The organism is Natrinema amylolyticum, assembly GCF_020515625.1.
GTDB lineage: Archaea > Halobacteriota > Halobacteria > Halobacteriales > Natrialbaceae > Natrinema > Natrinema amylolyticum.
In genome coordinates this window covers 881,011-900,000 of sequence record NZ_JAIWPJ010000002.1, presented here as the reverse complement: position 1 = coordinate 900,000, position 18,990 = coordinate 881,011, and the positions used below count along the sequence as shown (strand labels likewise).

Here is an 18,990-nt window from a genome sequence, read left to right as displayed (position 1 = left end):
CCTAAACCCGGTCGGCACTACTATTACAGTGATGACAGAAACAGCCGACGATAGTCACGAACGACGGGCCGATGACCACCGAGGAGCGGGCCGAGCGGGGGCTGCGGCCGGCGTCGAGAACCGTATCGAGACCGAGGGCGACCCCGAGGCGAGCGGCGGGTTCGAGTACGAGGTAGTGACGACACCGGTGCTCGTCGTCGGGGCGGGCGCGGCGGGCGCTCGCGTCGCCATCGAACTCGCCGAGTCGGGCGTCGACCCGCTCGTGATCGGCAAACGCGACCACGGCGACGCTCACACGACGTGGGCGGCCGGCGGCGTCAACGCCGCGCTCGGCTCGCTCGACCCCGAGGACGACTGGACGATCCACGCGGCGGACACGTTCAACGAGGGCCACCACCTGAACGATCCCGAGGCCGTCGAACTGACGGCGCGGGAGATGCCCGACCGCATCCGCGAACTCGCCGAGTGGGGAATGCCCTTCGACCGAACCGACGACGGCGAGATCAACCAGCGGTACTTCGGCGCGCAGTCCTATCGCCGCACCTGCTTCGTCGGCGACCGGACCGGCGAGGCCATGCTCGAGACGCTGATCGGTCGCGCTCGCGACCTCGAGATTCCCTACCGCGAGAACGTGATGATCACGCGCTTGCTCTCGGACGGCGAGCGCGTCGACGGTGCAGTCGGTTTCGACATGGAGACCGGGGAGGGGCTGCTCTTCCGAACGAATCACGTCGTGCTCGCGGCGGGCGGGTTCTCGGCGTTCTACCACCGCCACTCCTCGCGGGACGACGAGAACAACGGCGATGGACAGGCGCTGGCGCTCGAGGCGGGGGCCCGACTCATGGATCTCGAGTTCGTCCAGTTCCACCCAACCGGAATGGTCGGTGACCGCTACGGCGAAGAGTGGGACGGCCGCCTCGTTACCGAAGCGGTTCGTGGCGAAGGCGGCCGGCTCTATAACGCGGAGGGAGAGCGGTTCATGGAGCGCTACTCGCCCGACCAGATGGAACTCGACGCCCGCGACGTCGTCGCGCGAGCCATCGCACAGGAGGTCCGCGAGGGGCGCGGTACCGACGACGGCGGCGTCTACTTGGACATCTCGCACCGGGATGACGAATACGTCCGCGAGCGGTTGCCGTCGATGGTCGAACGCTTCGAGTCGCTTGGAGTCGACATCACCGAGGAACCGATGGTGGTCGCGCCGACGGCCCATTACACGATGGGCGGCGTCGACATCGACTTTCACACGGGCGAGACCGGCGTCGACGGCCTCTACGCCGTCGGCGAAACGGTCGCCGGCGTCCACGGCGCGAACCGCCTCGGCGGAAACTCGCTGGCCGAGACCGTCGCGATCGGGAAACTCGTCGGCGACCACGTCGCGGGTGCCGTAACCGACGGCGACGACGACCCCACCGTCACCGACGGCCAGCGAGCGCTGGCCGAACGGGAGTTCCGGGCCCTCACCGAACTCGCCGCGTCTGATGGAACCGTCACACCGACGGAATTCCTCGAGGAACTCGGCGATCTGCTGTGGGACCACGCCGGCATCCTCCGCGACGAGGCGGGAATCCGGGAGGGGCTCGCGAAACTCGAGGATCTCCGGGCCCGAACCGCCGATCTCCGCGTCGACGGCGGACTCACCTCGAAATCCTTTGAGTACGCCGTGGACCTCTCGGCGAGCCTCACCGTCGCCGAGGCGATGCTCCGGGCGGCCCTCGAGCGGACCGAGTCCCGCGGTGCCCACTACCGAACGGACTACCCCGAGACGGAGTCCGATTGGCGGGTCAACCTCGTCCACGCTGCCGACGAGAACGGGCTCTCGATCAACCGCCGCGGCGTCGGTGAACCCAGTCCGCCGGTTCGGGAGGCGCTCGCGGAGGGGTACGAACTCGACTACCATCACCTCGAGTGAGCGACACCGTTCCGACCGGGACGCATATGCGTTCTCGGCCCCCTACTCTCGCATCCACACTACCGTATGAACGAAGAGGCACACGCCGTCCTCCGCGACGATCCCGTGATGGCGGCGCTCGTCGATCGACACGATCCCTACGTCGAACCGGACTGGAACGAGTACGAGCGGCTCTGTATCTCGATCATCAACCAACAGCTCTCGACGGCGAGCGCGGCGGCCGTCCGGGAGCGCGTCTTCGATCTCCTCGAGGGAGACGTGACGCCCGCGACCGTCCTGGCCGCGGACGAGGCAGCGCTCCGAGAGGCGGGGCTCTCCCGAAGCAAGGTCGAGTACGTTCGGAACGCCGCGCGAGCGTTTCAGGAAAACGACTACACGCGAGCGGGACTGGCCTCGTACTCCGACGACGAGGTCATCGACCTGTTGACCGAGATCACGGGGATCGGTGCGTGGACCGCGCGCATGTACCTCCTGTTCGTCCTCGAGCGACCGGACGTACTCCCCCTCGGCGATCTCGCCGTTCGCCGCGGAATCGAGGAGCTGTACGCCGACGGCGAGGATCTGACCCGCGCGGAGATGCGCGAGATCGCCGAGCCGTGGCGACCGTATCGGAGCGTCGCGACGCGGTACATCTGGGCCGAATACGAGTCCGATTGAAGGGGTCGGGAACGCGTCTCGCTCACTGCGCGGGGTCACGAACCGATTCTCTCGAGCGGTAAGCACGTGCTACACGCTGTCCGGGCCGCGAAACGGTCGCCGTCGGACGCGATAACGATGGATTACGCCCCGGCCCATGCCGGCCGGAGTAGGGGTCTCGAGAAACGAGACACTGTCCCGACGGGATGGTCCCGGTGACTGAAGTACAGATCGGTCCCAATGCTTGGCGAGATGGCAAACGATACATCCCCGAGCGACACGAACGAGCCCGACCAGCGCCGGATGACGACCGATCCCGAGCGTATCAGGGAGTGGGCCGAGGCCCGCGACGCCGTTCCGGTCCGGGTCCAGGACAGCGAGGATCACGGTCACTCCTTCGCCCGCCGCGACGAGATGGGCGAGCATCACGAGGAGTACACCTGGGACGAGTTCGAGGAGCGGTTCGAAGACGATGACCTCGTGTTCGTCTATCACGAGGAGGAACCGGCCGGCGAGGGGATGGGCTTCTTCGAGATCGTCAAGCGCGAACATGCCTTCGAACGAGCCGACCTCGGCCGGGACGAACTCGAGGAGTCGCTCAAGGAAGGCGAAACGGTGACGACGGAGATCGTCGAGACGCAGGTCGTCGAGACGGAGGTCGTCGAGACGGACACCATCGAGAGCGAGGTCGTCGACACGGACCTGGTCGAACGCGAGATCGTCGACTCCGAACTGATCGATCGGACGATCGTCGAGACCGAGTTCATCTCCGACGACATGATCGAGGTGACCGTCGACCAGACCCGCCTCGACACCATCGAAGAAGTCGAACGTTACGTCGTCGAGAGCGAGGTCGTCGACATCGATATCGAGCAAGATCAGGAGATGGAAAGCGACGTCGTCGAGACGAACATCGAACTCGAGAGCGTCCAGCGATCGATCCTCGATAGCGACGTCGTCCGCTCGAGCGTGACGACCGACGAGGTGATCGAGCGAGAGGTCATCCAGAGCCAGCGCACCGAGGGCGCTACCGTCCAGAGCGAACTCATCGAGCGGCGGCTGATCGAGGAAGAGCTGGACGAGCAACTGCTGTTGACCTACGTCCTCGAGGAGTCCGAACTGATCGAGTCCGAAGTGGTTCGCAGCGACGTGCTCGAAGGCGATATCATCGACGTCGAGGAGTACGAGTCCATGGAAGTCGGCGAGATGGAAAGCGAGTCCGTCGGTGTTGGCGGCGGCGAAGCGACGACGAGTACCGAAGCCGGCACGGACAGGACCGAGGAGCCGATGGACGCGGCGGCGGTCGAACTTTCGCCGGACGATCAGGGGAAAGACGTCGTCGACGAGTCGGGCCAGCAGATCGGCATGGTCGCCGAAGTCGAGGGCCAGACCGCCTACGTCGACCCCGAACCCGGGCTGACGGATCGGCTCAAAGCGCGGCTGGATTGGGGTGGCCACGGTGACGACGACTACCCGGTCGATTCGGCACAGATCACCGAGATCACGGACGACGAAGTCGTCATCCGCAGCGAGTAACGAGAGAATCCGGTCGGCGAAAATCACCGATCGGGGAGGGGTGTCCCAGCGAAATCGGTCGCTATCGCGATTCGAACGGTCCGTCGTGCGCCTCGAGAGCGATCACTCGAGGTCGAAGCGGTCGTTACTCATCACCTTGTGCCACGCGTCCACGAAGTCCTGTACGAACTTCTCCTCCTCGCTCGCGTAGACTTCTGCGATGGCCCGAAGCCGGGAGTTCGAACCGAAGATGAGGTCCACACGGGAGCCCGTCCACTCGACCTCACCCGTTTCGCGGTCGCGCAGTTCGTAGATCTCCTCGCCCTCCGAGGCCTGCTCCCACTCGTAGCCCATGTCGAGCAGGTTCACGAAGAAGTCGTTGGTCAGCGTCTCCGGCTCGTCGGTGAAGACGCCGAGGTCGGAACCCTGGTAGTTCGCGTCCAGCGCGCGCAGGCCGCCGACCAGAACGGTCATCTCCGAGGCCGTCAGATCCAGCAGGTCGGCGTGGTCGACCAGCAGGTCCTCGGCCGGCTGGTTGTACTCGCCGCCGAAGTAGTTGCGGAACCCGTCGACTTTCAGTTTGAGCGCCTCGAACGACTCCTCGTCGGTCTGTTCCTGCGAGGCGTCCGTCCGTCCCGGTTCGAACGGGACGTCCACGTCGTATCCGGCGTCCGCCGCGGCCTGCTCGACGGCCGCGTTGCCGCCCAGCACGATGAGGTCGGCGAGCGAGACCCGTACGTCGTCGGATCGCGAGCCGTTGAAGTCCTCCTGAATCGCTTCGTAGGTCTCGAGCACGGTCTCGAGCTCCGCCGGCTCGTTGACCTCCCAGCTCCGCTGGGGCTCGAGGCGGATGCGAGCGCCGTTCGCGCCGCCGCGCTTGTCGCTGTCGCGGTACGTCGAGGCCGCCGCCCAGGCGGTCTTGACCAGCTGGGAGACGGTCAGTTCTGAGTCGAGGATTTCGTCCTCGAGCTCGGCGGCTTCCTCCTCGCCGATCAGGTCGTAGTCAGCGTCGGGGAGCGGGTCCTGCCAGAGCATCGTCTCCTCGGGAACGTCCGGACCGAGGAACCGCTCCGGTGGGCCCATGTCGCGGTGGATCAGCTTGTACCACGCGCTCGCGAAGGCTTCCAGGAACTCCGGGGGGTTGTCGCGGAAGTTCTCGATGATCTCCTGGAACTCCGGATCCCGCTTGAGGGCGACGTCCGTCGTCATCATCATGGGGGCGTGCTTCTCCGACGGATCGTGGGCGTCCGGCACGGTGTCGTACGCCTCCTCCTCTTTCGGCTGCCACTGCTTCGCGCCGGCGGGGCTCTCCGTTAGCTCCCACTCGTAGTCGAGCAGGTTATCGAGATAGGAGGTGTCCCACATGGTCGGCCACGCGTTCCACGCGCCCTCGATGCCGCTGGTGGTCGTCTCGGAGCCCGTACCGGAGTCCATCCAGCCGAGACCCTGCGCCTCGATGGGGGCTGCCTCGGGCTCGGGACCCATGTCGTCGTCGGTGGCGCCGTGGGACTTGCCGAACGTGTGTCCGCCGGCGATGAGGGCGGCCGTCTCCTTGTCGTTCATCGCCATGCGACCGAACGCCTGGCGGATCCGCTCCGCCGACTCGAGCGGCTCGGGATTGCCGTCCGGTCCCTCGGGGTCCACGTAGATGAGCCCCATCACGGTGGCACCGAGGGGCTCGTCGAGTTCGTCGTTCTCGTCGAAGCGCTCGTCCTGAGGCGCTTCCCACTCGTTCTCGGGGCCCCAGTAGACGGCTTCGTCCGGCTCGAACTCGTCCTCGCGTCCGCCGGCCCAGCCGAGCGTCTGCATGCCCATCGACTCGAGGGCGGTGTTTCCGGCGAGGACGATCAGGTCGGCCCACGAGAGCTTACGGCCGTACTTCTGCTTGATCGGCTCGAGCAGCCGGCGCGCCTTGTCGAGGTTCCCGTTGTCGGGCCAGCTGTTGAGCGGCGCGAAGCGCTGCGTCCCGCCGGATGCACCGCCGCGGCCGTCGACGGTGCGGTAGGTGCCGGCACTGTGCCAGGCCATCCGAATGAACAGCGGTCCGTAGTGGCCGTAGTCGGCCGGCCACCAGTCCTGCGACGACGTCATCAGATCCTTGAGGTCCGCCTTTACCTCTTCGAGGTCGAGTTTCTGGAACTCCTCGGCGTAATCGAAGTCCTCGCCGTACGGACTGACGTCGCTCGCGTTCTGGTCGAGAACGTCCAGGTTCAACTGGTTCGGCCACCACTCGTGGTTCCGCTTCCGTTTGTTGTCGCTCATAGATAGCTCGTACGAGTGGGAAAACGGATTGGGTAATAATATATGTACCGATCACAACTTCAGCTTCAGGTTTCGGACACTATATTTTCGATAGCGGAAAACAGAATGGTGGGTCGCGAGAGGTTCGACGACGGCAGGGAGCCGATACCGTGCGGTATCGGTCGTCTGAGAGCGGCGAGCGATACGCTCCCATCCGCCAAACCAGTTCAATCGAGACGGCTATCGATCTCGAGCATCGGCGTACTCGGTCGATATCGGACGGAGACGGAGGGCAACCGGCCGTAATGGTCGACTACGTGCCCGATCAGCGGCTCGGCAGATCGACGATCAGGTAGTCGTCGATGTCGCTCATGCGGCCGGCCGAGATGACGATCTTTCCGTCGTCGTTCGTCTCGAACCCGCGAAGATCGTTGATCGTCGGGGTGACGAGCAATCGTCGGAGCTCGCCGGTCTCGACGTTCATCGTGATGTTGTGAACCGTGCCGATCTCCGTCCCGTCGGAGCCCATCACCGGCGTGTCGGAGAGCGTGGAAGCGAGGACCGTTGTCATGCGAGTCACTATTCGCGAAACAAATCAATAAAGTAACCGGAAGCGGAGACGCCGGACGACGGATCGCGACTCCGAGAGCCGCCACAGGGTCCTCCTTCCCTATTCGATTACTCTTCCTCTTCCGGCGTATCGGCCGCCTCGCTGTCGATCCGTCGGCTCACGTCGACCTGATAGTTCTCGAGGATGTCCCGGCCGAGCAGGACGGGGTAATCCATGTGACTGCGGTCCTCGACGCTGGCCGTGACGGTGTGCTGGTTGCCGCCGACGCCGACGACGACGTCGACGACGGGGCGGCTCTTGGACTGTTTGCTGCTGCCCGACCGAATGCGGGTGATGGACTTGATCGGGCCGGCACCGATATCGGCCGCGAGACCGGTATCGATGCTCGTCCGCGTCGCGCCCGTGTCGGACTTCGCGAGGACCGACTTCGACCCGCTCGTTCCGGAGAGGACGACCTCCTCGGTGTAGCCGATGATAGCGGGCTCCGTGTCCGCCGTGATCGATTCCGGGGGCTGGGCCGCCGGTCGCGAGTCGTCGAGGACGTTCGAGATGTCGCGCACCCGATCGTCATCGACCTCGCCGCCCGCGCGTTCGATCGCCAGTTTCGCGATGTAAGGCGCTGGGCTCACCTGCGTCGCTTCGTAGAGCCCCTTGAACCCCGCCGTCGGGTTGACCTCGAGGACGAACCAGCCCTCGTCGCCCTCGACGAGGTCGACGCCGGCGTAGTCGAGGCCGACGACGTCGGCCGCGCGTTGGGCCATCTCGCTGGCCTCCGCGGGGAGGTCCTCGGTCGCGTCCTCGACGGAGCCTCCGAGGGCGACGTTGGTTCGCCAGTCGTTGTCCGGCGCGTAGCGGTACATCGCGGCGATGACCTCGCCGCCGACGACGTAGACGCGCAGGTCGCGGTGGCGGACGTCCTCCTGATCGACGAGTTCCTGCAGGAAGGCGTAGCGGTTGCCGACCTTCGCGTTGATCGGATCGTCGGGGCCGACCTTCCACGTCCCGCCGCCGTGCGTGCCGATCGCCGTCTTGTACACCGCCTCGTCGCCGTACCGTTCCCGCGCGGCGTTGAGCGTATCGCCGCTGAGCGCGAGCGTCACGTCCGGCGTCCGAACGTCGTTCGACGCGAGCGCGGTCGCCGTCGAGAGCTTGTGAATCGCCGTCATCACCGCGCTCGGCCCGTTGAGCGTCGGAACCAGCTGCGAAAACGCGTTCACCAGCCCGAGTTCCTCCGCGGGCTGTTCGGTGTTCGACAGCAGCATTCGGTTCGCGATCACGTCGACATCGGGCTCGAGGACGGGGCTGCCGTCCACGACGCTGATAGACGTGTTCTCCGTTCGCAACCACTCGGAATCGTGTCCGAGATCCTCGACGGCGTTGAGAATCGCCTTGGTTTCCTTGCTCGTATGAAGACTCAATACCCCGACAGTCACGGGATCGGCACCGACCATACGGCCTAGACGCTGAGCCGTCGGATAAGTATTGGCAGTTCGTTCAGTTTCAGTTGAACGAACGATAGGACTACGGCCGGAACGGACCGCTCATCCGATGACCGACCGCACCTGCCCCGGATCGACCAGCCCGCTCAGCACTGCCAGCGCGCCCCACGTGATCGCACCCACCGCGATCGCTCCGAACAGCATGACCAGGCTCGAGACCATCGGCGTCACCAGCAACACGGAGACCGCCATCACGCCCGTGATCGCACAGATCAGTCCCGTCGTCCGCGCGAGCCGTCCGACGTGCAGGCCGAGTTCGGTGTGGACGATGTAGAGGTTCACGGCGACGTACACCGAGTGGGTCGCCACCGTCGCGATCGCGGCACCGACGACCCCGATCGTCGGAATCAGCAGGACGTTCAGACCGAAGTTGGCGACGGCGGTCCCGCCCTTCGCGACGGCGCGCGCTCGAGCACGTCCGAGGTAATCCAGGCTGTCGCTGGTCAGGTTCGTGATCGCTTGCAACACGACGAAGCCGGCGAGGACCTGCAGAATGGGGACCGCGTCCGCGTACTCGTTCCCGATCACCATCGTCAGGAACGGCTCCGCGACGATCGCGAGGCCGACCGCGGCCGGGATGTAGAGCAATAGAATGTTGGTCAGCGAGGTCTGGTAGATTCGTCTGGCCTCCTCGAGTTCGCCGGCCGCCTTCTGTTCGCCGAAGTTCGGCGAGATGGTAAAGCCGAGCGACTCCGCGGGCGCGAGCACGAAGTCAGTGATCTGCTTGGCGAGGGTATAGAACGCGACCGCGGCGGGGTTGAGGAAGAAGCCGACCAGCACGATGTCGATCTGTTTATCGATGACGTTCGCGCTCCGGGTCGCCGTCAGCGGGACGCTGTACTCCAACAGTCGGCGCGAGAGCCCCTCTTCGTACTCCTCAGCGGTCTCGTATCGCCTGTAGAAGCCGTAGTAGAGAATGCCCATTCCGACGGCGGCGGCGATCGCGTAGCCGACGATGTAGCCGAAGAACGCGCCGAGCGCACCGAGTCCCGCGAGCACGAACGCGACAGAGAAAACGAACCGACCGGCCCCGCTGATCGCCTGGACGATCGCGCTGTAGCCGAGGTGATTGAACCCCTGCAGCGCCACCTGTGCGAAGGTGCTCCCGGAGAAGACGACGAGATAGAGCACGCCCGCGGCGAGAAACGGGGCCGCTCCGGGATCGCCGAGTGTAGTCGCGATCCGCTCGTGAAAGAGCAACAGGACGTAGCCGACGACCGTCAGCAGGACGATCTTGGCCGTGATCACCGATCTGAGGAGGTGCGGAATCTGGCCCGGATCCGTTTCGCGGTACTCCGAAATATACCGTGCGACGGACTTGCTGAGCCCGAGATCCGCGAACAGCTGGACGATGGTCAGGATACCGATCGCCCAGTACAGCGCGCCGTACCCGTCAGGGTCGAGCAGGTACCGCGCCAGCACGAACATTAACAGCGCACTCGAAAGCATGTAGATCGCACGCGCGACGAGCGTTGCCTTGAAGCCGTGGACGATGTGGTCTTCCCTGTTCATAGTAGAGACGGGCGATGAGACACTCGTGACCGACCGACGCGGAAGTCGAGAGCGACCAACGTACTCGATGGCTCGAGGGATCAGTCAATTGTAATGGGGAGACAACAGCCCGAAAGCGACGATGACAGCGCCGACGACACCGAAACTCCCGGCACACGGTTCCGAGGCGGGCGGGATTCCGATGCCACCCGGCAGTACCGCACCTGTAATGCCACTCAAACGGCCGAAATACACCCGTACAGATAACTGAGACTGGTACTCAGTCTCGCGGACAGATAGGATAGTCGAACGGATCGGTGGAGACGTTCCCTAGAGGTACGAGGCGTCCCACCGCGTCGCTTTCCGCCGGTTACCGCATCTGTTGCACTCGATCCGTCCCATCGCGTCCATCGCGTTGTCGACCGAATCGCACGCGCCACAGAACCAGGCGTACTGATCGCGTCGGTCCGGACTCTTGTAGGCCGTGTAAAACGGCGACCGCGTCCCGCGGGCGGCCTCGCCGTAGCTCACGTAGATCGTCTCGCCGTCGGCCTCGACTTCGTCGATCGCACCCCACTCGCCGTCGTCCTCGAGATCGCACTCGACGTAGACGTTCTCGGTGAACGTCTCGTCGCCGATTTCGACCTCGCGCTGGCCGGCCTGCTCGAAGCCGTGGCTCCGGTAGAACTCGTTGCCGCCCTCGTTGTCCGCGAGGACGAAACAGCGGATCTGGTCTGCACCCATCTCGAGGAGTTCCTCGCGAGTGCGGACGAGCAGTCGCACGCCCGTGGCGTCGCCGCGGTGGTTCGGGTGGACATGTAGCCAGAGGAGCCGTCCCGTCTTCGACTGCTGGCCGACCAGTTCGCTCTGGGAGAAACCGACGATCTCGCCGTTGCGTTCGACGACCAGGAAGAGCGCACGGTCGTCCGAGAGTTCGTCGGTAAGCGAGTCGCCGTACCACTGCTCGATCGCATTGTCGATCGTCTCCGCCTCGAGGAAGGACGTGTACGTGGAGTCGAGCGAGTCGCGGGCGATCGAGCGAATCGCGTCGGCGTCCGATCGGGTAGCGTCACGAATCTCCATGTGTACCCATACCATGGCCAGATACAAAACGTATGCCCACGGTCCCAGATTCTGATCGCCGTTGTTCGAGGGAAACCGCGTTTCTCCGGAAAAGGGACAGGAACTGCTCGAGCACGCGCAATGAGTGGTCGCCGGGACGTCGAAGGGAGAAGATTCACGGTGGTGCCGCCGGAGAACGTCATATGAGCGACGACGCAGCGACCGAACCGCCCGACCAGTCAGCGGGATCCGAACCGATGACCGAGGCGTTCACGTACAACGGCGGCCGAGTCGATCCGGGCGAATCGGCGAACATTCGCTACGGTATCAGCGAAACGTATCTCGGGGATCCGGTCAGGATCCCGGTCACGGTGATCAACGGCGAGCAGCCGGGGCCGACGGTCTTTCTCTCCGCGGCGGCCCACGGCGACGAACTCAACGGGATCGAGGTCGTCCGGGAGGTGGCCCACGACTGGGATCACTCCGTGCTCCACGGGACGCTGGTCTGTCTGCCGGTCATGAACGTCCCCGGCTTCCTCGCACAGGAGCGGTATCTCCCGATCTACGATCGGGACCTGAACCGCTCGTTCCCCGGTCGCGAGGGATCGACCAGCGCCAGGCGGATGGCCCACCAGATCTATACGAATTTTATCGAGCCCTGCGACCTCGGGGTCGACTTCCACACGTCGACGCGCGGGCGAACGAACATGCTTCACGTTCGCGCGAACATGGAGCAGTCGGGCGTCTCTCGACTCGCCAAGGCGTTCAGCTCCAACGTCATCATCGCCGGCGAGGGGCCCTCGGGCACGCTCCGTCGCGAGGCGACCGAAGCCGGGATTCCGACGATCACCGTCGAAATGGGCGAGGCCCACCGGTTCCAGCGGCGACTGATCGACCGCGCGCTCACCGGCGTCGCGAGCGTCCTCGCCGAGTTCGGCCTCCATCAGGAGTCGTCGGTCCACTGGCCCGGGTGGCGAACTATCATCGACGACGACAACGAGAAGACCTGGCTCCGCGCCGACGCGGGCGGTATCGTCGACATGAAACGCGGTCGCGGCGCGCTCGTCGAGGAGGGCGAGGTCATCTGTACAATCACGAACCCGTTCAAGGAAGAGGAGGACATCGTCACCGTCGAGGCCCCCTTCACCGGCCTCATCGTCGGCGTCCTCGAGAACCCCGTGGTCTACCCGGGGAACCCGCTCTGTCACCTCGTCGGGCTCTCGCCGGACACGCTCACCGCCCTCGAGCGCGAGCGAACGACGGAGAGTTCGCGGTCCGAACTCCGACAGAACGACTGATCGATTCGGTAGTCGAACGTTCGGGAGCCGACTCCCGAACGAATTCGGGGATCCGTCGACGGAACTGATTTATTTCTGTATTTATTGGATCGGATAGAAAACGAGAAAGGAGAGATAAAAGTAACTTCTATACCCCCGCGGTCAAACGGTCCACATGAGCGCATGAGTCAGTCTTACAATCGCGGTCTCATCGAGGACTTCGGTCGCTGGAAGGAGTTCTCGGCCGGCATGTGGGCGTGGATTTTCCACAAGTTCACCGGGTGGGTCTTGATCGGCTACCTGTTCACCCACATCGCCGTGCTGAGTACCTCTATCGGTGGCGCACAGGGCGAAACGACGATGGTCGACGGAGAAGCGGTCAACGTCTACACGGCGACGCTGCAGGGGCTCGAGGGCCTGTTTCTCATCCGGCTACTCGAGGTCGGCCTGCTCGCGGTGGCCGTCTTCCACATCCTGAACGGCCTCCGCCTGCTGATGGTCGACCTCGGCGTCGGGCTCGAGGCACAGGACAAGAGTTTCTACGCCTCGCTGGTGTTGACGGGTGCAATCACCGTCGCGAGCGTCCCGACCTTCCTGACGGAGGTGACCATCTGATGGCCGAACGGTACTCTTCCTTTACCCCCGGCGGCACCGGCTGGTTCCTCCAGCGGATCACGGCGGCGTTTCTCGTCGTCGTTCTCGCCTTCCACTTCTTCCTCTTACACTTCGTCAACCACGCGTACGAGGTAACCTTCATGGGCACTCAGGCCCGAATGCAGAACATCGGTTACTTCCTCACGATGGTCCTGTTCCTGGTCACCGCCACGTTCCACGGCGTCAACGGCGTCTACAACGCGCTGATCAACCAGGGCCTCGAGGGGACCCAGAAGAAGGTCGTGCTGGCAGTGCTGGTCCTCGCCAGCGTCGGACTCGTCGCACAGGGCACCTACGTCGCACTCGCGATGCGAGGAATGATCTAATATGAGCACGCAACAAGCCGAACCCGAGAGTCAGGAAGCACCGGAAGACCCGGAGATGAAAGGCGCGGAGTCGCCGGCGGCCGAAGAGCAGAAAGGCGGCGGCATGGTCGACGAACACGCCGAGAAACGAGCGGAACTCGAGGGGGAGACCGTTCACATCAAGGTGTTCCGGTACGACCCCGAGGTCGAGGGGAAACAGGAACCGCGATTCGACGACTTCCACGTCCCCTTCGAGAAGGGGATGACCGTCCTCGACTCGGTCATGTACGCCCGCGACGAGTACGATTCGTCGCTGACCTTCCGACACTCCTGTCGGCAGGCCGTCTGTGGCTCCGACGCGTTCTTCGTCAACGGCAAGCAGCGACTCGGCTGTAAGACCCAGATCTCCGACTTAGAGCAGCCGGTTCGCATCGAGCCGCTGCCCCATCAGGAGGTCGTCAAGGACCTGGTCGTCGACATGGATCACTTCTACGACCAGATGCATACGGTCGAGCCGTACTTCCAGGACGAGGACACGCCCGCGACCGACGACTTGGAAGAGCAGCGCCAGAGCCCGGAAAACCGCGAGAAGATCAAGATGTCATCGCGGTGTATCTGGTGTGGCGCGTGTATGTCCTCGTGTAACATCGCGGCCGGCGACAACGAGTATCTGGGCCCCGCAGCGATCAACAAGGCCTACAAGTTCGCGATGGACGACCGCGAGGACGAGCAGATCAAGGAGCACCGACTCCGCATTCTCGAGCAGGAACACGGCGTCTGGCGGTGCCAGACCCAGTTCTCCTGTACCGAGGTGTGTCCGAAGGACATTCCGCTCACCGAGCACATTCAGGAGCTCAAGCGGGAAGCAGTCAAGAAGAACCTGAAATTCTGGTAAACATGTACGAACACGACGTTATCGTGGTCGGCGCCGGCGGCGCCGGCCTCCGGGCCGCGATCGCAGCGCACGAAGCAGGGGCGGACGTAGCGATGGTCTCGAAGCTCCACCCGGTCCGCAGCCACACCGGTGCGGCCGAAGGTGGCATCAACGCCGCCCTTCAGGAGGGCGACGACTGGGAGCTCCACGCCTACGACACGATGAAGGGGTCGGACTACCTCGGCGACGCGCCGGCGGTCGAGACCCTCGCCAAGAACTCACCCGAGGAGACCATCAATCTGGAACACTGGGGAATGCCCTTCTCCCGCGAGGAGGACGGCCGCGTCTCCCAGCGACCGTTCGGTGGCCTCTCGTACCCGCGGACCACCTACGCCGGCGCGGAGACCGGCCACCACCTGCTGCACACGATGTACGAGCAGGTCGTCAAACGGGGCATCCAGGTCTACGACGAGTGGTACGTGATGAACCTCGCGACGACCGACGAGGCCGACCCTAACGACCGCGAGTGTCACGGCGTCGTCGCATACGACGTCCAGTCCGGCAACATTGAAGGCTTCAAGGCCAATCAGGGCGTCGTCCTCGCGACCGGCGGCCCCGGCCAGGCCTTCGACCACACCACCAACGCCGTCTCCTGTACCGGCGACGGCCACGCGATGGCCTACCGCGCGGGCGCACCCCTCGAGGACATGGAGTTCATCCAGTTCCACCCCACGTCGCTGCCGTCGACGGGCGTCCTCATTTCCGAGGGTGTCCGCGGAGAAGGTGGCATCCTCTACAACAGCGAAGGCGAACGGTTCATGTTCGAGCACGGCTACGCGAACAACTCCGGCGAACTCGCCTCGCGTGACGTCGTCGCCCGCGCCGAACTGACCGAGGTCCAGGAAGGCCGCGGCGTCGAGGACGAGTACGTCCACCTCGATATGCGCCACCTCGGCGAGGAGCGCATCATGGACCGCCTCGAGAACATTCTGCACCTGGCGGAGGACTTCGAGGGCGTCGACGGGCTCGTCGAGCCGATGCCGGTCAAGCCCGGCCAGCACTACGCCATGGGCGGTATCGAGGTCGACGAGAACGGACAGACCTGCGTCAACGGCCTCTACGCCGCCGGCGAGTGTGCCTGCGTCTCGGTCCACGGCGGCAACCGACTCGGCGGGAACGCCCTGCCGGAACTGATCGTCTTCGGCAAGCGCGCCGGCCGCCACGCCGCTGGCGAGGATCTGGGCGAGCCCGAGATCCGGACCGGCTACGGCGACGACGTCGAGGACGAGACCGACGCCGACCTCCCGGTCCAGCCCGGCGAAGCGGGACTCGACACGGCCGGCGGCGTCGCCGCGGACGGCGGCGTCACGGCGGACGCCGAGGGGATCCTCGAGCGGACCGTCGAGACGGCCCGCCAGCGCGTCGACCGCCTGATGGACAAAGAGGACGGCGTCCAGCACGCCGAGATCCGCGCGAAGCTCCAGAAGGCGATGACCGACTACGTCAACGTCTTCCGGACCGAGGAGGGCGTCAAGAAGGCGCTGCGGCTCATCCGCGAGTGCCGCCAGGAGTACCAGGACGTCTACGTCGACGACCCCTCGCGGACGTTCAACACTGACCTCCAGCAGACCATCGAGACGCGGAACCTGATCGACGTCGCCGAAACGATCGCGCTCGGTGCGCTCGTGCGCAACGAGTTCCGCGGCGCTCACTGGCGACAGGAGAACCAGATCCGCGACGACGAGAACTGGCTCAAGCACACCCTCATCTCCTGGGACGAGGGCGAGCCCTCGATCTTCTACCGACCGGTCATTCTCGAGGGCGAGAACAAGACCTATGAGCCGAAAGAGCGCAGTTACTGACGCCACACCGGCGTTTCTCTGACCGCCGTTCTCCGTCCCGTCCGGTTCGATCGCTGTCGAAGCATTTCATATTTTCACCCTCGAAGCGACGCCGCGTTCGCTCGCGCCGCTAGACGCCGAGTACCTCGAGGAGATCGACGCCGATATCGAGATACTCGATCACCTTGTAGCCGACGTAAATTCCGACGATGCCCATGATTCCGGGGAGTTCCGGCGGTGCGGGGATCGGAACGTTGAGAAATCGGAACAGGGCACCCGTCAGCAACCCGGTCAGCAGTGCGAGGATAGTGATTTGCGTCGACATTGCGTCCCCTAACACTCGGGAGTGAGCCCACAAAAGCGGTCCGTCCGAATTCACGGGCCGCAGGACCCCCGTCAACAGCTATCACGGAACACTGATACGACGATCGACTATATGTCAAATCGGGTTCTCGAGCGCCTAGAACGCGGTTTCAACGCCATTCAACGAACGACGTATCACACATCGACGGGACAGGGAGTCGAGACGACTCCATGATTTCGACGATCGTTGTAGATGACATTTATTATCGTCGAAATACAGGCTATCGAGTATGACTCAGACAGCGGCGACGGGCCTCGATGTCTCGATTCCGACCGATCTCGACTCCGCTCGCGCGAAACTGGTGTATCTGTATCTGGCCGCCAGCGACGGTGCGACCGCCGACGACCTCTGTGACGATCTCGCGGTCACGAAGGGGACCGTCCTCTCGATTACCGGAACGCTTCGGGACCGTGGTCACCTCGAGCAGCGGGACGGACGGTACGAACTCGCCTAAGGAGCGATCGGCTGACTCGAACGGCCGGGAGCGAGGTCCGAGCGCTGCGAGGAACTCGCGACTCGAGGGAAGAACAAGCGCTTCCGAGCGGCGAGGGACCGCTGGTCCCTCGAGCAGTCGGCGTGCTCACAAATCGCATAGTTGTGGCATCACGAAACGGCGAAGTCGGCCCGCAGAGCAGAAGTTCGGTTCTTAGAGCTCGATTCGTTCCACTAACTGCTCGCGGTTCTCGTTCGTGTTGAGTGCGACGATCCGGATCTGGTCTTCGAGTCCGGAGTCCTCGAGTTTGGCCTTGAGCAGGTTGTCGACCTGGTAGACGCCGGCGGCGTTGGTCATCGCGATCTCGACCATGACGGGGGTGGTGTCGCCCCGCTGGAGCGAGACGCGGCTGATGGCCTGGCTCGAGAGGGTGTTGATGCCCCGGCCGCCGGACTCGTAGGGGATCCGGGAGCGGCCCCGTTCCATGTCGAGGGCGTCGGCGACGCGGATGACGCCGGCTTCGGTGGTCAGCGGCGTTTCGGCGGTGTGATGACAGAGGATCGCGTGGAGAGTCTCGCCTTTCATCCGGACGGTATCGGCGACGTCGTAGAACTCGGGGAGGATCCGCTCTAAGATGTCGGCGGCCAGCGGGATCGAGTAGTAAGCGTGGCTGTCGCGGTGGACGACGTGGCCGACGTCGTGCAGCGTCGCCGCGAGCGCGATGATGACCGACTCGTCCTCCTCGTCGAGGTTCTGCTGGCGCGCGCCGTTGAAGTCGACGTCGCCGGCCTTGAGGAGGTCGTACAGACACAGCGCCCGGTTGCGGACGATTTCGATGTGTTTCGTCCCGTGGTCGTTGTACCGCATCCGGTCGACCGCGTTGACGTTCTGTGCCTCGAGATAGGTCGTGATCTCCTCGTCGTTTTGGACGTACTCGAGGACGGCGTTTAATTTCTCGTCGGGAAAGTTGTGGTCGTCGTCCGGAGAGTAGACGCGGCGGGAGTCCTCGTCGGCGGCGGAGTCGCTCATACCTGAACGTCGGTTGCGGACTAAAAAAGCCCTGCGACGGTCGCGTATCGGCGGTCCCGGTGCGAGTTAGGAGAGGTCTTCGACCGCGGCCTCGACCTCGTCGTAGTCGGGTTCGACGCCGGGGTCGTCGCTGACCCACGAGTAAGCGATCTCGCCGTCGCCGTCGATGACGAACACCGAGCGCTTGGCGACGCCGTGGACGCCCAGGTCGGCGAAGTCCATCGACAGCCCGTAGTCGTCGATGATCTCCTTGTTGTAGTCGCTGATGAGGCCGAACTCGAGGCCGTTCTGCTCGCGGAACTCGTTCAGGGTAAACGGCGAGTCGCGGCTGACGCCGTAGACGGTGGCGTCGAGGTCGTTGAACGCGGCGAGGCGGTCCTGGAACGTACACATTTCGGTCGTACAGACGCCGGTGAAGGCACCGGGGAAGAACGCGAGGACGACCGGTGCCTCGTCCGCGAGGCGCTCGGAGAGCGTGAACTCCTCGATATCGCCGTTTGCGAGCGGTGCGGTGAAGTCGGGTGCGGCATCTCCAGTTGTTACCATCGTCTCATCATTGCGTGTAACCCCGAAAGACAGTTTCGTTATCGGAAGCGAAGCGCGGCGTGCGTACGCAGGCACCTCGAGACGGTCAGGGTCGACGACCGCGCGGCCGCGTTCGCAGTCAGATATACGCCCGTCGGATCACTAAAATCAGCCGTAGTCATCGGATAGCAAACAGTACACTGTCCCTTTGGGCGAATTTCGTCCGCAAACGGACTGTCGCGGCCGCTTGCTTACCTTAGTGGTCCAAAAAGGTTATAATTGCCAGCGGATAAGCCACGTATAGAGATGGTAGTCGAAACCGCACCGCTGTTCATCCCCGGCGGCATGGGGCCGCCCGAACTCGCGATCATTCTCATCATCGCGATCCTGCTTTTCGGAGCCAACAAGATTCCGAAACTGGCACGGTCGACCGGTGAGGCGATGGGCGAGTTCCAGAAGGGCCGCGAGAAAGTCGAAACGGAACTCGAAGAAATGCGTGACGGGAGCGGAAACGTCAGCGAGAGCGACCTCGAGGACGACGAGGAGTTCGTCGACACGGAACCCGTCACCACCGAGGAGGAGACGAGCACCGAGACCGGAACCGAGACGGAAACCAACTAAGTTCTTTTTGCGCCGGGGCGTGTGGCCTAGCGGACAGGGCAGGAGGTTCCTAACCTTCTGATCGTGGGTTCGAATCCCGCCACGCCCGTTCTGCGAGGAGCGGACGCGACGAGCGAACGGGCACGGAGATTCGAAGCACG

At 64.2% G+C, this 18,990-nt stretch carries 18 protein-coding genes and 1 tRNA gene; 11 read left to right on the top strand and 8 right to left on the bottom strand.

The genetic code is table 11. The features are described 5' to 3' along the window. Nucleotides 1-31 precede the first annotated feature (31 nt). The 3 genes from LDH66_RS14670 to LDH66_RS14660 all read left to right on the top strand — a co-directional run bounded on the left by LDH66_RS14670 (nucleotide 32) and on the right by LDH66_RS14660 (nucleotide 4,084). Complete coding sequence (locus tag LDH66_RS14670) at nucleotides 32-1,912, top strand: L-aspartate oxidase (protein WP_226481814.1); 1,881 nt, start codon at nucleotides 32-34, stop codon at nucleotides 1,910-1,912. A gap of 66 nt (nucleotides 1,913-1,978) precedes the next feature. Beyond that, on the top strand, nucleotides 1,979-2,569 hold the full coding sequence (locus tag LDH66_RS14665; RefSeq protein WP_226481813.1) for a DNA-3-methyladenine glycosylase family protein: 591 nt from the start codon (nucleotides 1,979-1,981) through the stop codon (nucleotides 2,567-2,569). Between the two features lie 231 nt (nucleotides 2,570-2,800). Next, nucleotides 2,801-4,084: a hypothetical protein gene (locus LDH66_RS14660; RefSeq protein WP_226481812.1), complete on the top strand. Its 1,284-nt coding sequence runs from the start codon at nucleotides 2,801-2,803 to the stop codon at nucleotides 4,082-4,084. A gap of 102 nt (nucleotides 4,085-4,186) precedes the next feature. Here the strand turns inward: LDH66_RS14660 and katG are convergent, their stop codons facing one another. From katG to LDH66_RS14635, 5 genes are all read right to left on the bottom strand, one after another. After that, nucleotides 4,187-6,325, bottom strand: coding sequence for a catalase/peroxidase HPI (katG, locus tag LDH66_RS14655; protein ID WP_226481811.1), 2,139 nt, complete (start codon nucleotides 6,323-6,325; stop codon nucleotides 4,187-4,189). A gap of 304 nt (nucleotides 6,326-6,629) precedes the next feature. After that, nucleotides 6,630-6,875: a PRC-barrel domain-containing protein gene (locus LDH66_RS14650; RefSeq protein ID WP_226481810.1), complete on the bottom strand. Its 246-nt coding sequence runs from the start codon at nucleotides 6,873-6,875 to the stop codon at nucleotides 6,630-6,632. Nucleotides 6,876-6,982: 107 nt separating this feature from the next. Continuing rightward, entirely contained in the window at nucleotides 6,983-8,326 is a 1,344-nt protein-coding gene (locus LDH66_RS14645) for a RimK family alpha-L-glutamate ligase (RefSeq protein WP_226481809.1), read from the bottom strand. A 90-nt stretch (nucleotides 8,327-8,416) separates the two neighbouring features. Beyond that, entirely contained in the window at nucleotides 8,417-9,886 is a 1,470-nt protein-coding gene (locus LDH66_RS14640; RefSeq protein ID WP_226481808.1) for a flippase, read from the bottom strand. A 309-nt stretch (nucleotides 9,887-10,195) separates the two neighbouring features. Next, nucleotides 10,196-10,948, bottom strand: a complete 753-nt coding sequence (locus LDH66_RS14635; RefSeq protein WP_226481807.1) for a GNAT family N-acetyltransferase — start codon at nucleotides 10,946-10,948, stop codon at nucleotides 10,196-10,198. Nucleotides 10,949-11,130: 182 nt separating this feature from the next. Between LDH66_RS14635 and LDH66_RS14630 the strand changes: the two genes are divergently transcribed. The 5 genes from LDH66_RS14630 to LDH66_RS14610 all read left to right on the top strand — a co-directional run bounded on the left by LDH66_RS14630 (nucleotide 11,131) and on the right by LDH66_RS14610 (nucleotide 15,899). Beyond that, complete coding sequence (locus LDH66_RS14630) at nucleotides 11,131-12,225, top strand: succinylglutamate desuccinylase/aspartoacylase family protein (RefSeq protein WP_226481806.1); 1,095 nt, start codon at nucleotides 11,131-11,133, stop codon at nucleotides 12,223-12,225. 162 nt (nucleotides 12,226-12,387) lie between these two features. Then, a complete protein-coding gene (gene sdhC, locus LDH66_RS14625) occupies nucleotides 12,388-12,819 on the top strand; it encodes a succinate dehydrogenase, cytochrome b556 subunit (protein WP_226481805.1) in 432 nt (143 codons plus the stop codon). Continuing rightward, on the top strand, nucleotides 12,819-13,184 hold the full coding sequence (locus LDH66_RS14620; protein ID WP_226481804.1) for a succinate dehydrogenase hydrophobic membrane anchor subunit: 366 nt from the start codon (nucleotides 12,819-12,821) through the stop codon (nucleotides 13,182-13,184). The genes sdhC and LDH66_RS14620 overlap by 1 nt, the downstream gene beginning before the upstream one ends. Nucleotide 13,185: 1 nt before the next feature. Then, nucleotides 13,186-14,058, top strand: a complete 873-nt coding sequence (locus LDH66_RS14615; protein WP_226481803.1) for a succinate dehydrogenase/fumarate reductase iron-sulfur subunit — start codon at nucleotides 13,186-13,188, stop codon at nucleotides 14,056-14,058. 2 nt (nucleotides 14,059-14,060) lie between these two features. Next, nucleotides 14,061-15,899: an FAD-binding protein gene (locus LDH66_RS14610; protein WP_226481802.1), complete on the top strand. Its 1,839-nt coding sequence runs from the start codon at nucleotides 14,061-14,063 to the stop codon at nucleotides 15,897-15,899. A gap of 109 nt (nucleotides 15,900-16,008) precedes the next feature. Here LDH66_RS14610 and LDH66_RS14605 read toward each other — a convergent pair whose 3' ends face one another. Then, on the bottom strand, nucleotides 16,009-16,203 hold the full coding sequence (locus LDH66_RS14605) for a XapX domain-containing protein (RefSeq protein WP_226481801.1): 195 nt from the start codon (nucleotides 16,201-16,203) through the stop codon (nucleotides 16,009-16,011). 268 nt (nucleotides 16,204-16,471) lie between these two features. Here LDH66_RS14605 and LDH66_RS14600 point away from each other — a divergent pair, with 268 nt between their 5' ends. Further along, nucleotides 16,472-16,696 (top strand): helix-turn-helix domain-containing protein, encoded by a 225-nt coding sequence (locus LDH66_RS14600; RefSeq protein WP_226481800.1) that lies wholly within the window; start codon nucleotides 16,472-16,474, stop codon nucleotides 16,694-16,696. 192 nt (nucleotides 16,697-16,888) lie between these two features. Here LDH66_RS14600 and LDH66_RS14595 read toward each other — a convergent pair whose 3' ends face one another. Beyond that, nucleotides 16,889-17,704: an HD domain-containing protein gene (locus LDH66_RS14595; protein ID WP_226481799.1), complete on the bottom strand. Its 816-nt coding sequence runs from the start codon at nucleotides 17,702-17,704 to the stop codon at nucleotides 16,889-16,891. Between the two features lie 66 nt (nucleotides 17,705-17,770). Next, nucleotides 17,771-18,250 (bottom strand): redoxin domain-containing protein, encoded by a 480-nt coding sequence (locus tag LDH66_RS14590; protein WP_226481798.1) that lies wholly within the window; start codon nucleotides 18,248-18,250, stop codon nucleotides 17,771-17,773. A 285-nt stretch (nucleotides 18,251-18,535) separates the two neighbouring features. Between LDH66_RS14590 and tatA the strand changes: the two genes are divergently transcribed. Further along, a complete protein-coding gene (gene tatA / locus LDH66_RS14585; RefSeq protein ID WP_226481797.1) occupies nucleotides 18,536-18,850 on the top strand; it encodes a twin-arginine translocase TatA/TatE family subunit in 315 nt (104 codons plus the stop codon). 15 nt (nucleotides 18,851-18,865) lie between these two features. Next, nucleotides 18,866-18,938: transfer RNA gene (locus tag LDH66_RS14580), tRNA-Arg, on the top strand. Nucleotides 18,939-18,990 lie beyond the last annotated feature (52 nt).

Excerpts from the sequence above, each read along its gene's own strand:
- LDH66_RS14590 (WP_226481798.1), bottom strand. The coding sequence starts at position 18,250 with ATGGTAACAACTGGAGATGCCGCACCCGACTTCACCGCACCGCTCGCA.
- LDH66_RS14600 (WP_226481800.1), top strand. The coding sequence starts at position 16,472 with ATGACTCAGACAGCGGCGACGGGCCTCGATGTCTCGATTCCGACCGAT.
- LDH66_RS14635 (WP_226481807.1), bottom strand. The coding sequence starts at position 10,948 with ATGGAGATTCGTGACGCTACCCGATCGGACGCCGACGCGATTCGCTCG.
- tatA (WP_226481797.1), top strand. The coding sequence starts at position 18,536 with ATGGTAGTCGAAACCGCACCGCTGTTCATCCCCGGCGGCATGGGGCCG.
- katG (WP_226481811.1), bottom strand. The coding sequence starts at position 6,325 with ATGAGCGACAACAAACGGAAGCGGAACCACGAGTGGTGGCCGAACCAG.
- LDH66_RS14610 (WP_226481802.1), top strand. The coding sequence starts at position 14,061 with ATGTACGAACACGACGTTATCGTGGTCGGCGCCGGCGGCGCCGGCCTC.
- LDH66_RS14595 (WP_226481799.1), bottom strand. The coding sequence starts at position 17,704 with ATGAGCGACTCCGCCGCCGACGAGGACTCCCGCCGCGTCTACTCTCCG.
- LDH66_RS14645 (WP_226481809.1), bottom strand. The coding sequence starts at position 8,326 with ATGGTCGGTGCCGATCCCGTGACTGTCGGGGTATTGAGTCTTCATACG.
- LDH66_RS14605 (WP_226481801.1), bottom strand. The coding sequence starts at position 16,203 with ATGTCGACGCAAATCACTATCCTCGCACTGCTGACCGGGTTGCTGACG.
- LDH66_RS14670 (WP_226481814.1), top strand. The coding sequence starts at position 32 with ATGACAGAAACAGCCGACGATAGTCACGAACGACGGGCCGATGACCAC.
- LDH66_RS14650 (WP_226481810.1), bottom strand. The coding sequence starts at position 6,875 with ATGACAACGGTCCTCGCTTCCACGCTCTCCGACACGCCGGTGATGGGC.
- LDH66_RS14620 (WP_226481804.1), top strand. The coding sequence starts at position 12,819 with ATGGCCGAACGGTACTCTTCCTTTACCCCCGGCGGCACCGGCTGGTTC.
- LDH66_RS14665 (WP_226481813.1), top strand. The coding sequence starts at position 1,979 with ATGAACGAAGAGGCACACGCCGTCCTCCGCGACGATCCCGTGATGGCG.
- LDH66_RS14660 (WP_226481812.1), top strand. The coding sequence starts at position 2,801 with ATGGCAAACGATACATCCCCGAGCGACACGAACGAGCCCGACCAGCGC.
- sdhC (WP_226481805.1), top strand. The coding sequence starts at position 12,388 with ATGAGTCAGTCTTACAATCGCGGTCTCATCGAGGACTTCGGTCGCTGG.
- LDH66_RS14630 (WP_226481806.1), top strand. The coding sequence starts at position 11,131 with ATGAGCGACGACGCAGCGACCGAACCGCCCGACCAGTCAGCGGGATCC.
- LDH66_RS14615 (WP_226481803.1), top strand. The coding sequence starts at position 13,186 with ATGAGCACGCAACAAGCCGAACCCGAGAGTCAGGAAGCACCGGAAGAC.
- LDH66_RS14640 (WP_226481808.1), bottom strand. The coding sequence starts at position 9,886 with ATGAACAGGGAAGACCACATCGTCCACGGCTTCAAGGCAACGCTCGTC.